The following is a 12,281-nucleotide window of genomic DNA, read 5'->3' as shown; positions in this document are numbered from 1 at the left end:
AGAATGACGGAAACACTTGTCCACTCAGTGCTGGCCGGAAAAGTCGCCCCTCTCGGGAGCCGTGGCGTCCCAAGCGGCATCGACAAGCAGCCGGTATCCGGCAAGGTTCGTGTGACATTCGAAGGGCTGGACTGCGACGCGCAAGGCGACCGAAAGGTGCATGGCGGACCGGAAAAGGCGCTCCACCATTATCCGCATGACCATTACGCTCTCTGGCGCGAAGAAATCGGTGACAATCCGCGTCTCGGCGCAAGGGGCGCCTTTGGCGAGAACATCTCGACCTCCGGTCTCGATGAACGCAATGTCGCCGTGGGAGACCGGTTTCGCCTTGGCAGTGCGCTTGTGGAAGTATCGCAGGGACGCCAGCCTTGCTGGAAACTGAACGAGCGTTTTGCAACAGCGGATATGGCGGTCCGCGTCCAGAAGACGGGACGGACGGGCTGGTACTACCGCGTTCTGGAAGAAGGTCATGTGGAAGCCGGCGATTCGCTGACGCTTGTCGACCGCCCTTCACCGGAATGGACGCTGCATCGCGTCTGGCATCTGCTTTATGTCGATACGCTGAACTATGACGAACTGGCCTTGATGGCCGGGCTTTCGCACCTCGCCGACAGCTGGAAGCGCTATGCCGTGCGCCGTCTTGAAAATCGCAAGGTCGAGGACTGGTCCTCCAGGCTCGAAGGCAAGACAACCGAACCACAAAACTAAGGAGGAGCCGCCTGGCCCCTCTTCTTGGTTTCCCGACCTTCGCGAACTACGCCTGATAGGCTGCCAGTTCGTGCTGGCTCAACAAGGCGATCTTCAGCTTTTCCATCGCACGGCTTTCGATCTGCCGTACACGTTCCTTGGAAATACCGAGCTTTTCACCCAGAGCCTCCAGCGTCACCCCGTCGTCATCGAGGCGGCGTTCACGGATAATGTGCAGTTCGCGCTCGTTCAGCGTGTCGAGCGCCACATTGAGCCACTGGTTACGGCGCTCCATATCAATGGAGCTTTCGGCGATTTCGTCCTGCAAGGGATGGTCGTCCACCAGAAAATCCATGCGGCGCGACGCGCCCGATTCTTCACTGTTCACAGGTGCCGAAAGCGAACTATCCGGCCCCGACAGCCGGCTGTCCATGATCTCGACGTCGCTCGTCGAAACACCCAGCTGATCGGAAATTTCCCGGTAAATCTCGGCCTTGCTCATGGTATCGTCGGATTGGGCCAATTTCGAACGTAGACGGCGCAGGTTGAAGAATAGCGCCTTCTGTGCCGAACTGGTGCCTCCGCGCACGATGGACCAGTTGCGCAGGATATAATCCTGCATGGAGGCTCGAATCCACCAGGACGCATAGGTGGAGAAACGCACTTCCCGCTCGGGGTCGAAGCGGGCTGCAGCTTCCAGAAGGCCGACATAACCCTCCTGGATGAGATCGTTCATGGGCAGCTTGAACTTGCGAAAGCGGCCCGCCATCGAAATAACCAGACGCATATGTGCGGATGTGATGCGGTGAAGGGCTTCCTGATCCTTCAGTTCACGCCAGCGGATGGCGAGATCGCGTTCCTCTTCGCGCTCCAGATAGGGAGCCGACATCGCGCTGCGGATCATGGATTGGGAAGAGGCTGCTGTCGCCGGGAGACTGCGTGCAACCATAGGCATGCGATTGGCCGGAACTGTGGAAGAACTGCTCATGGATGACTGCTTCATCTGGTTCTCCTGTTCTGAACTCACGCCCGTCGGGCGTTCAGTGGAAGGATATGCCAGTCCCACAAAGACTCATTGGACGAGCTAGCGAATTCGCCCAAAACTCCCCGCCAGGCCTATTCTTTGGCCAACATGATTACGCCGCAAAACAAACCCGTTTACGAACTGGTGTCTGGGAAAACGCACCAGCGGCGATCAGGTTCCCTATCGATCAGGATAATTCTCGGACCAAGCGGGATAATGTCCGGAAAGGTTAAGGAGAGGTTGCAAAGATCGATAGAATTTTAACCAGAACGATATTGCGGGCAGCCTCATGGGGAACGAGGCCGACCCGGCTTTTCTTGACTGAGGCAAATAAAAAGCCCGGCTAAAGCCGGGCCTTTTAAAAAGAAGGGAAGTAAAGCTTATGCGGCTTCAACTTCATCGTCGTCAAGATCGGCCTCGGCATCGGCCTTGCCGCGCTTCGGTCCCTTGGCGAGATTGGCTTCGATAAGACGAACAGCTTCGGTTTCCGAAAGCTTGTTCACGGCAGCGATTTCGCGCGCCATGCGATCGAGGGCAGCTTCGTAAAGCTGGCGTTCCGAATAGGACTGTTCCGGCTGGTTTTCAGCACGGAAAAGATCGCGAACGACTTCCGAGATCGAGATCAAATCGCCGGAATTGATCTTTGCATCATATTCCTGCGCGCGGCGCGACCACATGGTGCGCTTTACACGTGCGCGGCCCTGAACGACCTTCAATGCACGTTCAACATAATCGGTCTCCGACAGCTTGCGCATGCCGATGGAGGCGGCCTTGGCGACCGGCACCTTCAGGCGCATCTTGTCTTTTTCGAAATCGATCACGAAGAGTTCGAGCTTGTGACCTGCCACTTCCTGCTCTTCGATCGTTACGATCTGGCCGACGCCATGAGCCGGATATACGATGGCCTCACCGGCCTTGAAACCGCCACGCGCTACTGGAGACTTTTTCTGCTGGGATGACATACGCTTCATTACTCCCTGTTGTGCCCGGCGCGACCCGCCGGTTGACACATGATGGTCGACCGCGCTCCGGAGAAATGAAGCACGGACGTTGCTTGTCGGTTTGCAACTGAAAACGTGTCTGACGGCAAATCTAACCGACCGGGTGTACGGTGAGGGGGACGACGCCAGATCGCAATCATCTTCCCCGGTGCCATTCAGCCCGGTACTAAAGATCAGCCCTTTCAGAGATTAACGCATAGCGCCACGACTTGACGTCCAGTCACCGAAATTATTGTGACAACCTAACACAATTTCGCGCAAGAATCAACAAATTGCCGGATATGCCGTATCCGGCAACGCAACACACCTAAAAGATGGGCGTTTTCCCGTGATTTCATTCGTCTTTTGCCGGTGCATCGCAGAAAATGCAAGTGATAAATCCTGCTTTTCCGTAATGCCGGTTACCCTGTCAGTCTTAACAGGATAACCTATGGTGTTCCAGAAGTGCGAAGTCTTCGGAAACAACGAGATACTTATATAATACCGTCATGCTTGCAGCAGCCTGATAGCCGGGACTGCAATACCATGCCGGTATTAGTCACCGCTGCCCGGCTCGGCAGAGAAATACTTCTCCAGCTTCCCAGCTACGCCATCCATCTCCTTGGCTTCGGGAAGGGCGTCCTTCTTCGCGGTAATATTGGGCCATTTTGCCGCATATTCCGTATTCAGTTCCAGCCACTTGTCGAGGCCCGGCTCGGTGTCGGGGCTGATCGCCTCGGCAGGGCATTCCGGTTCACATACGCCGCAGTCGATGCACTCATCGGGATTGATGACGAGCATGTTTTCGCCTTCGTAGAAGCAATCGACCGGGCAGACCTCGACGCAGTCCGTATATTTGCAGCGAATGCAATTATCGGTCACGACATACGTCATCGTCGAACTCCTGTTGCCGCCCGAATTACTGAACAGGCAGCTTATCTATCCTAAAGCTTTGCGCCGATACTCCGACAAGCCGACAATCGGCCAGCGACCGGCCAGCAACCGGCCAGCAACCGGCTTGGGGCTTCGGAATATCTCGCCACGAAGTCACTGTGCACGGAAATGGTTGCGGGTATCAGCCCATGCCCTTTTATGACAATGCGTGAGGTAACGATTTTATCCCGCCATGACAAGGGTGCAAACGCCGCAATGTCACGAAGTCACTCACGTCTGAAACAGCATTTCGTTTGAGAGCTTTCGCTTGGAAAAGGCTTTCGCCGGAACGGTTCGGTGAGCAATTTCCATCACCGCCGCAAGAGACCTGCGGCAACGCGTCCATGTCAGTTTCCGCGCAAACGATCCGTTTCGCGCCGCTCCTTCTTGGTCGGCCTTCCCGCGCCGCTCTCGCGCTGCGGCGTTGCGGCCTCCGGCACGACCGCCGAAGCTGGCACGGGTGGCGGCGAAAGATCTTCATAGAGAAGCTGGGCTTCCGGCGCCGGGCCGCGACGCTCTCCGGGAGCCAGTATCTTGTAGACGAGGATGCGCCGGTCCAGCGTGATGGTCAGTACGTCGCCAACCTTCACCTGATGGGCAGCCTGCTCGATCTTGTCGCGATTGACCCGGACCTTGCCGCCGACGGCGAGTTTCGCCGCCAGCGATCTTGATTTGACCACGCGCGCGAAGAACAGCCATTTGTCGATTCGCTGTCTTGCGCCCGCTTCTGCCGTCATCTTACTTCTTCATCTGCTCTTTCAGAGCCAGAAGCTTGGCGAAAGGCGAGTCGGGGTCGATGCGTGCAGGACGTTCCTGCTCGACGCGCTTTCCAGCCGGATGACCGTGATCGCGCTTCTGCTGACGCTGGTTGCCGCCGCGGAAGTCCCCCTTGTTGGAACCTTCGCGCTTACCATCGCCGTCATGACGCTTTGGCTTGTCGAAGCGCTTGCCGCCGCGATCGTTGCGAGCCTGCTGCTCTGCGCCGTCGGACTTGCGTGCCTCGCCACCCTGGTCGCGGTTCTGATGACCGCGATTCTGGTTGCCGCGATTTTGGCGCTGACGGTTCTGGTCCTGGTTACGGTTACGACCCTCGAAGCGACCCTGACGCCAGAGAAGGACAGGCTTTGGCTCTTCAGCCACAGCTTCTGCCGTTTCAGCGGCCGGGGCCGATTCTTCCGCCGCAGGAGCAGCTTCGTCCGCCTTCGCTTCGACCTCTTCCTCGGCAATCACGACCGGTGCCGGCACGGGTTCAGCCGCCGGAACAGCGGGCTTTTCAGCTTCCGCAACCGGAGAAACGCCAGCTTCCTTGGCGGCAGCTTCGGCTGCGAAAGCGTCGAGCTCGGCAAGCTTCGCCGTCACGGCAGCAGCTTCCATCGCCTCGTGGCGATAACCAAGGCTGCGCAGGATTTCTTCCATGTCCTCGGTTGTCGCACCCAAAATGGACATCATGGCAGGCGTGACGATGAAACGTCCGCCGTCATAAGCGCCATCCGGACGCGCACCGGAACCCGGACGCCAGGCAAGCGCCGGGCGAATGAGATCGGCAAGGCGTTCCAGAATATCGATGCGCACGGCACGACGGCCCAGCACGCGATAGCCTGCCAGACGATAGAACTGGTGGTCGAAAGCCGGATCGACCACGACCGAGGTGCGGCCAGCGGCCAGTACATTCACGACATCGCCGTAACCGGCGCGTTCGCGGCCATCATTCTTAAGCGCCCACAGCAGCGTGATGAGGCCAGCCGGGGCCGGCTTCAGCAGCATGGGCATGAAGACGTGATAGGCACCGAAACGCACACCGAGACGGCGAAGCGCTGCACGCGAATCCTGATCGAGACCGCGCACTTCCTCCGCCACATCGCGACGTGGAAGAATGCCCAGGTTCTCAACGATCTGGAATGCGAGGCCGCGTGTCATGCCGGTCAGGGCATCGGCGGCGGCCAGGTCGGTAAGCGGCTTCAGAACGGTTTCGATATGATGCGCGACGAAACGGTCGATGCGCGCGGCAACCTTGTCGCGCGCTGCTCCCGTAAGCTGTTCGTCGGCGAGGATCACCGCACGCGGCTTCAGCAGGTCATCGCCCGCAACCAGCGTTGCGACCGTTGCGCCAACCCAGCGCATCACGCCATCCGAGCCCAGTGCGAAATCGCCGTTCGGCGCAGCAGCAAAGCGCTCCGCGCGACGTTCGAACTCGGCGGCCAGCGCCTTTTGTGCAGCCGACTTCACCGCCTTGGCGTCAGGCCCCTCGGCCTGAACGTCAGCGGTAAAACGGAATCCTTCCAGTTGCCCGACATTGTGGCCTTCGACAATCACGTCTCCGGCAGGGCTGATTTCTGCTTCAAGCATGGCATTCTCTCTCAGGCGCCTCATAAGCACGCTTGTCCTGCGGTCTACAAAGCGTTTCGTCAACCTTTCATGCAGCGCGTCGGACAATCTGTCCTCAATTTCGCGCGTCTTTTCCTGCCAGTGTGTCGGATCGGCAAGCCATCCCGGCCTGTGCGACACGAAAGTCCAGGTGCGGATTTGCGCCACGCGATGCGACAGGGTGTCGATTTCCCCCTCTGTGCTGTCGGCGCGGCGCACCTGTTCGCTCATATAATCTTCATCGACGCTCCCTCGGCGGACAAGATCCTGGTAGATGGTTGCAATGATATCGGCATGCTGCGCCGGCGCGATCTTGCGATAGTCGGGCAGCGCGCAGGCGTCCCATAAAAGCTCGATCCGCGCCGGTGTCGTCGCAAGCCGCACAATCTCTTCGTCTTTCGACAAATTTTCAAGCGCTTGTTGATCGACCGCCGGCAAAGCCTTGGCGAGCCCCTCGACGGGCGCGGGTGTTTCCAGAGAATATCGCAGGGAATCGAGCGACGAAAAGTCGAAACGCGCCGTGCGCCATTGCAGGACTTTCACCGGATCGAAATTATGCGCCTCCACCCGTTCGACCAGTTCCTCGTCGAAAGGACGCACCTGCCCCGTCACACCGAATGTGCCGTCACGCAGATGCCGGCCCGCGCGTCCTGCGATCTGCCCCACTTCGGCGGGCGTCAGGTCGCGGAACTGATAGCCATCGAACTTGCGGTTCTGCGCGAAGGCGACATGATCCACATCCAGGTTAAGCCCCATGCCGATGGCATCGGTCGCCACCAGAAAATCCACGTCGCCGGACTGGTAAAGCTCCACCTGCGCATTGCGCGTGCGCGGGCTGAGCGCACCCATGACCACGGCCGCCCCGCCGCGCTGGCGGCGGATCAGTTCGGCAATCGCATAAACCTCATCGGCGGAAAAGGCGACGATGGCGGAACGGTTCGGCAGGCGGGTAATCTTCTTGGAACCGGCATAGGCCAGATGCGACAGGCGCGGACGCGTCACCACATTGATGCCGCGCAGAAGCTTTTCCAGAATCCCGCGCATGGTTCCGGCACCGAGCAGCAGCGTCTCCTGCCGCCCCCGCAAATGCAGGATGCGGTCAGTGAAGATATGGCCGCGCTCAAGGTCGCCAGCAAGTTGCACTTCATCGATGGCCACGAAAGCGGCATCGGTACGGCGCGGCATGGCCTCGACCGTGCAGACGGAATAGCGCGCGCCGGGCGGCACGATCTTTTCCTCGCCCGTCACCAGCGCAACATTGGCCGCACCGACCCGTTCCACGACACGGTTATAGACCTCGCGCGCCAGAAGGCGCAGCGGCAGGCCGATCATGCCGCTTCCATGCGACAACATGCGTTCAATGGCGAGATGCGTCTTGCCGGTGTTGGTCGGCCCAAGCACGGCGGTCACATCGCGGCCACTCAGGGTCAGCGGCAAATCATGGGCAGGGAGTTGGTTCATGCCAATAATCGGATTCCCGGTACAAGCGCCCTTCACGGGCTGGATGCTGGTTCTGCGATAGCACTATACGACCTGCACCGAAAGCGCTCCTGTTAAGTTTAAGTATGGGCCAATTGCCGATATGTCGACGACCGATGTGAAGCCGGTCAATAACTTGTCGATTAACAATTGGAACGACTCTGGAACGAATCGGCGACGAATCGCTGACTCCGACAGCTTCGCTATTTGTTCACGGCAACATATAGTAAGCCTAGCACAAATGCCCACAACATGATGAATCAAATGTTCCGCTTATCGGTGTTCTCCTGACGCGAGACGGCGGTGATCGTTAACCTTTGGCAAAACCTGTCAACAGACTGATCCACGGCAACGCTGTTTCTCAGGAAATCTTAATGATTACTGATACTTCGTTAACGCCGGAACGCGTGAAACCCCGTTTTTCGTTAACCTTCAGGCCAAAGCCGGAACGAATCGGCGACGAATCGCTGATCCTCAAAGTTTCCTTGTTTGTTCTCACAACATCTGGTGGTCGATGCTCCCGGCAGGCGCTAGAAAACCGGGACGTGAACCGGCATCGATGCCACTTCCACCGGTTTTCCGTTAACTTTTACGGCAATTCCATCAATACGAGGCACCGATTTCAAACGCCTCATTGCGGAAACAAAAAGGCGGCCGGAGCTAATTCTCCGCCCGCCCCTGTTTCAATGACGCAGAAAGTCAGTCGCGCTCGACGCACAAGGCAACGCCCATGCCCCCACCGATGCAAAGCGTCGCCAGACCGCGCCGGACGTTGCGGCGCTGCATTTCATAGAGCAGCGTTGTGAGCACGCGGGCGCCCGAAGCACCGATCGGATGGCCGATCGCGATTGCCCCGCCATTGACGTTGACGATATCCGGATCAAGACCGAGATCGCGCACGACGGCGCATGACTGCGCTGCAAAAGCTTCATTGGCCTCGACCAGATCGAGATCGCCGACGCTCCAGCCTGCCTTTTCCAGCGCCTTCTTCGTAGCCGGAATCGGACCTGTTCCCATGATCGCCGGATCGACACCGGCCGTTGCCCATGAAACGATGCGCGCCAGCGGCTTTACACCGCGTTTCGCCGCTTCGTCCGCGTCCATCAGAACAACCGCTGCCGCGCCATCGTTGATTCCGGATGCGTTGCCTGCGGTAACCGTTCCTTCCTTGTCGAAGGCCGGCTTCAGCTTGGCCAAGGCCTCCATCGTCGTGCCGGGGCGGATATATTCATCCGCTGAGACAACCACATCGCCTTTGCGGCCTTTCACGGTCACCGGAACGATTTCATCCTCGAACCTTCCGGCGTTCTGTGCGGCTTCGGCCTTCTGCTGCGAGGCCAAAGCGAATTCATCCTGATCGGCACGGGTCAATTGCCACTGGCGGGCGATGTTTTCAGCGGTGATCCCCATGGGATAGCCATTGAAGGCATCGGTCAGGCCGTCTTTCAGCATGGTGTCGACCATCTTGAAGTCGCCCATCTTCACGCCCGAACGCAAATGCGCGCAATGCGGCGCCATCGACATGGACTCCTGACCGCCCGCCACGATGATTTTCGCATCGCCGGAAAGAATCTGCTGCATGCCGAGCGCAACCGCCCGCAAGCCGGAGCCGCAGAGCTGATTGATGGAAAACGCTGTCGTTTCCTTCGGGCAACCGGCATCCATCGCTGCCTGTCGTGCGGGGTTCTGCCCCTCGCCCGCCGTCAGCACCTGTCCGAGAATAACCTCGTCCACATCCGTCGCGTCGACACCGGCGCGTTCCAGCGCGCCCTTGATGACCGTCGCGCCCAGTTCATGCGCCGGGATAGTGGCAAACGCACCGTTGAAAGCGCCCACCGCAGTACGGGCCGCGCTGGCGATGACGATGGCTTTCGGTTCGGACATTCTTTCCTCCATAAAATGTTGCGCAACACAAAGACCAAATTTTTGCCCTTGGCAAGCTTTGCTGCATCGCTCCAGCCGTCTTCATGAAAATCGATAAAGTGTTTTGCCCGCCGACAGCAGCATTGGAGTGTGCATCCGCGGTCATGATCGCTAGACTACATTCAGCTATATATCAGGAGATATCCAATGCCTTCATTGTCGCTCGAACGAGCCAATACGATCATCGCCGGGGCCTTTGCCAAGGCAGCAGAACTGAAACTGAAGCCGCTGGCCGTCTCGGTCTTTGACGCAGGCGGAAATCTGAAAGCGTTCCAGCGGCAGGACGGAACCTCAATCCTGCGCTTCGAAATTGCCTCGGGCAAGGCCTTCGGTGCGCTGGCGGTCGGTACAGGTTCACGCTGGCTGCATAATCAGGCGAAGGACCGTCCGCATTTCCTGGAAGGACTGTCAGGCGTGTCGGGCGGCAAGATCGTGCCCGTTCCGGGCGGTGTCCTGATCAAGGACGCAGCGGGCGAGATTCTCGGCGCAGTCGGCATTTCCGGCGACACATCGGACAATGACGAAATTGCAGCCATCGCCGGTATCGAAGGTGCAGGCTTCGCCTCGGACGCAGGCTGACCTTGAACCAACCACGCGATCAAGGCTGCTTCATGCAGCCTTTTTCATGTGCCTTGCACAGGATCCACAAAGAAAACGCCGCTCCCGACAGGCGGGAACGGCGTTTTTGAAAACCATCTTTCGGCTGCAATGCAGCGTCAGACTTATTCCTTGGCTTCGAGGACCTGACGGCCGCGATACATACCGCTCTTAAGATCGATATGATGCGGACGACGAAGTTCGCCCGAGTTCTTGTCCTCGACATAGGTCGGGGCCTTGAGAGCGTCAGCCGAACGGCGCATGCCGCGCTTCGACGGAGACGTTTTTCGTTTTGGTACTGCCATGGATCCAGCTCCACTGATCGGTCAATAAACGTCCGGCACGGCCCCGAAGAGCCTGTCACATCGGACAAAATTCCGGAAAGTCACGTGCCTATACACGCTCTCACGGCGTTTGACCAGCGGGAGTCTTATCTTTTTTTCGTATCATCGATTTATTGCACGCAAACCACATAGGGCCCCGACCGCGCCGCGCGTCCGGCCACGATGCGGGCAATGCGCTGCATGTTGCGTGTCGGTTTGGCGGGATTGCGCAATGCCGGGTTGGGCAGGGCGACGGCAAGCAATGCGGCTTGCTGGGCGTTGAGCTTTGCCGCCGGGCGATTGAAATAATGCTGGGCGGCGGCCTCGATCCCGTAAATGCCCGGCCCCCACTCGGCAATGTTGAGATAGATCTCCATTATGCGCTTTTTGGACAGAAGCCCATCGGCGGCCAGCGCCAGTGGGAATTCAAGCCCCTTGCGAACATAGGAACGCCCGTTCCAGAGGAAGAGATTCTTCATCGTCTGCATGGTTATCGTGGAAGCCCCACGGCTCGGACCGCCCTCGCCCGCATCGTCCAGGACCAGCCCCAACTGGTGCCAGTCCACGCCGCCATGGCTGCAGAACTGGCCGTCCTCGGCCATCATCACGGAATTGACCAGAACCGGCGCGATATCATCGATACTGACCCACCGGCGATCGACGTCCTGCAGCAGAACATAGTCCTTGACCATCAAGGTCGAGATCGGGCGGACGAACGGCAGTGAATAGACCAGCAGCAGGAAAATCGGCAGCACGGCCAGAATCACAAGAATCTTGAGCGCCAGAGCAATCCGGGCACCCCAGACGGGATCTGCCAGATAATTGCGTCCATCCTTGCTCTTGATGATGATTTTTGCCACTGCCACCGCCTGCTACCTTCCTCAAGCGACATAAACCATTCCTTAATAAGTTTGAACCGGATTCCATAATCGGACCGGGGAAACAAGTCGAAACGCGCCGTTTCATGACGTTCAAATGAAAAAGCCTGTGCTGATCGACGTGGCCAGTTGACCAATCCGGCGCTTTCGTCCATCCCCTTTGCCATGGAAAAGCTGTCGACCGATTTCACCGCCGCTCTCAACCTTCGCGCCATGGAAGTGGAAATGGCACTGACGGGCCTTCTGGACCAGCGCCTGCGGACGGGAGAAATCGCCCGGCCGGAAAGGCTGCTCGCCGCCATGCGCCATGGTGTCCTGAACGGCGGAAAGCGCCTCCGGCCTTTTCTGGTCGTCGAAAGTGCCGCCCTCTTCGGCAAGGGCGGGGATGCCGTTCTGCGCGTTGCCGCCGCACTCGAATGCATTCACTGCTATTCGCTTGTCCATGACGACCTGCCGGCCATGGACGACGACGACCTGCGGCGCGGCCAGCCGACCGTGCACAAGGCATTCGATGAAGCAGCCGCCATTCTGGCTGGCGACAGCCTGCTGACCTACGCTTTCGATATCGTCTCGTCGGATGAAACCGATCTCGATCCGGCAATCCGCGTGCGGCTGGTTTCTGCACTTGCCCGCGCATCGGGCCTCGGCGGCATGGCAGGCGGACAGGCGCTCGATCTGATGGCCGAAACCAGCAAGCCCGACGAAGCCGGTATCATCACGCTGCAGGCGATGAAGACCGGAGCGCTGATCCGCTTTGCCTGCGAGGCGGGAGCCATCATCGCCAACGCCTCCACCGAAGATCGCGAACGCATGGCCGAATTCGGCTCGGCCATCGGCCTCGCCTTCCAGTTGGCGGACGATCTTCTGGACGTGACCGCAGATGCCGAGGCAATGGGCAAGGCGACCGGCAAGGATGCCGCTGCCGGAAAAGCCACGCTTGTTTCACTTCATGGCGTCGACTGGACGCGCAAGCAGCTGTCCGGCCTCGTTGCCCAGGCGGAAAGCCTGCTGGCGCCTTTCGGCAAGGACGCCGATATTCTGAAGCAGGCCGCCCGCTTCATTGCCCAACGCCAGAGCTAGAGCATATCGCCCG

Annotated in this window: 11 protein-coding genes; 3 read left to right on the top strand and 8 right to left on the bottom strand. The window is 58.9% G+C overall.

Going from position 1 to position 12,281, the window contains the following annotated elements; all coding sequences use genetic code 11:
- The first annotated feature begins 3 nt into the window (after positions 1–3).
- The gene (locus ACS5UA_RS15420; protein WP_031347283.1) at positions 4–708 is read left to right on the top strand and encodes an MOSC domain-containing protein; all 705 of its coding nucleotides are present in this window, start codon (positions 4–6) and stop codon (positions 706–708) included.
- A 46-nt stretch (positions 709–754) separates the two neighbouring features.
- Here ACS5UA_RS15420 and ACS5UA_RS15415 read toward each other — a convergent pair whose 3' ends face one another.
- The 6 genes from ACS5UA_RS15415 to ACS5UA_RS15390 all read right to left on the bottom strand — a co-directional run bounded on the left by ACS5UA_RS15415 (position 755) and on the right by ACS5UA_RS15390 (position 9,351).
- On the bottom strand, positions 755–1,690 hold the full coding sequence (locus ACS5UA_RS15415; RefSeq protein ID WP_006471274.1) for an RNA polymerase factor sigma-32: 936 nt from the start codon (positions 1,688–1,690) through the stop codon (positions 755–757).
- 401 nt (positions 1,691–2,091) lie between these two features.
- Complete coding sequence (locus tag ACS5UA_RS15410) at positions 2,092–2,673, bottom strand: CarD family transcriptional regulator (RefSeq protein ID WP_006471273.1); 582 nt, start codon at positions 2,671–2,673, stop codon at positions 2,092–2,094.
- Positions 2,674–3,246: 573 nt separating this feature from the next.
- Positions 3,247–3,585 (bottom strand): ferredoxin FdxA, encoded by a 339-nt coding sequence (fdxA, locus tag ACS5UA_RS15405; protein WP_006467781.1) that lies wholly within the window; start codon positions 3,583–3,585, stop codon positions 3,247–3,249.
- 386 nt (positions 3,586–3,971) lie between these two features.
- A complete protein-coding gene (locus ACS5UA_RS15400; RefSeq protein WP_021588043.1) occupies positions 3,972–4,361 on the bottom strand; it encodes an RNA-binding S4 domain-containing protein in 390 nt (129 codons plus the stop codon).
- A 1-nt stretch (position 4,362) separates the two neighbouring features.
- Positions 4,363–7,449: a helicase-related protein gene (locus ACS5UA_RS15395; protein WP_021588044.1), complete on the bottom strand. Its 3,087-nt coding sequence runs from the start codon at positions 7,447–7,449 to the stop codon at positions 4,363–4,365.
- A 717-nt stretch (positions 7,450–8,166) separates the two neighbouring features.
- Entirely contained in the window at positions 8,167–9,351 is a 1,185-nt protein-coding gene (locus ACS5UA_RS15390) for an acetyl-CoA C-acetyltransferase (RefSeq protein WP_006471271.1), read from the bottom strand.
- A 186-nt stretch (positions 9,352–9,537) separates the two neighbouring features.
- On the opposite strand from ACS5UA_RS15390, the gene ACS5UA_RS15385 reads away from it, so the two are divergent.
- Positions 9,538–9,969: a GlcG/HbpS family heme-binding protein gene (locus ACS5UA_RS15385; protein WP_006471270.1), complete on the top strand. Its 432-nt coding sequence runs from the start codon at positions 9,538–9,540 to the stop codon at positions 9,967–9,969.
- Between the two features lie 143 nt (positions 9,970–10,112).
- On the opposite strand, the gene rpmF is transcribed toward ACS5UA_RS15385, so the two are convergent.
- Both rpmF and mtgA read right to left on the bottom strand, forming a co-directional pair.
- Complete coding sequence (gene rpmF, locus ACS5UA_RS15380; protein ID WP_006467787.1) at positions 10,113–10,292, bottom strand: 50S ribosomal protein L32; 180 nt, start codon at positions 10,290–10,292, stop codon at positions 10,113–10,115.
- A gap of 149 nt (positions 10,293–10,441) precedes the next feature.
- Positions 10,442–11,170, bottom strand: coding sequence for a monofunctional biosynthetic peptidoglycan transglycosylase (mtgA, locus tag ACS5UA_RS15375; RefSeq protein ID WP_031347284.1), 729 nt, complete (start codon positions 11,168–11,170; stop codon positions 10,442–10,444).
- A gap of 183 nt (positions 11,171–11,353) precedes the next feature.
- Here mtgA and ACS5UA_RS15370 point away from each other — a divergent pair, with 183 nt between their 5' ends.
- Entirely contained in the window at positions 11,354–12,268 is a 915-nt protein-coding gene (locus ACS5UA_RS15370) for a polyprenyl synthetase family protein (RefSeq protein ID WP_443101515.1), read from the top strand.
- Positions 12,269–12,281 lie beyond the last annotated feature (13 nt).

Origin of the sequence: Brucella sp. RRSP16 (assembly GCF_052246815.1) — a bacterium.
Lineage (GTDB): Bacteria > Pseudomonadota > Alphaproteobacteria > Rhizobiales > Rhizobiaceae > Brucella > Brucella intermedia.
The sequence above is the reverse complement of the archived record's forward strand: the minus strand, read 5'-3'. Positions and strand labels throughout refer to the sequence as shown.

Coding starts and splice junctions, on each gene's coding strand:
- ACS5UA_RS15420 (WP_031347283.1), top strand. CDS start 4: ATGACGGAAACACTTGTCCACTCAGTGCTGGCCGGAAAAGTCGCCCCT.
- ACS5UA_RS15415 (WP_006471274.1), bottom strand. CDS start 1,690: ATGAAGCAGTCATCCATGAGCAGTTCTTCCACAGTTCCGGCCAATCGC.
- ACS5UA_RS15410 (WP_006471273.1), bottom strand. CDS start 2,673: ATGTCATCCCAGCAGAAAAAGTCTCCAGTAGCGCGTGGCGGTTTCAAG.
- fdxA (WP_006467781.1), bottom strand. CDS start 3,585: ATGACGTATGTCGTGACCGATAATTGCATTCGCTGCAAATATACGGAC.
- ACS5UA_RS15400 (WP_021588043.1), bottom strand. CDS start 4,361: ATGACGGCAGAAGCGGGCGCAAGACAGCGAATCGACAAATGGCTGTTC.
- ACS5UA_RS15395 (WP_021588044.1), bottom strand. CDS start 7,449: ATGAACCAACTCCCTGCCCATGATTTGCCGCTGACCCTGAGTGGCCGC.
- ACS5UA_RS15390 (WP_006471271.1), bottom strand. CDS start 9,351: ATGTCCGAACCGAAAGCCATCGTCATCGCCAGCGCGGCCCGTACTGCG.
- ACS5UA_RS15385 (WP_006471270.1), top strand. CDS start 9,538: ATGCCTTCATTGTCGCTCGAACGAGCCAATACGATCATCGCCGGGGCC.
- rpmF (WP_006467787.1), bottom strand. CDS start 10,292: ATGGCAGTACCAAAACGAAAAACGTCTCCGTCGAAGCGCGGCATGCGC.
- ACS5UA_RS15370 (WP_443101515.1), top strand. CDS start 11,354: ATGGAAAAGCTGTCGACCGATTTCACCGCCGCTCTCAACCTTCGCGCC.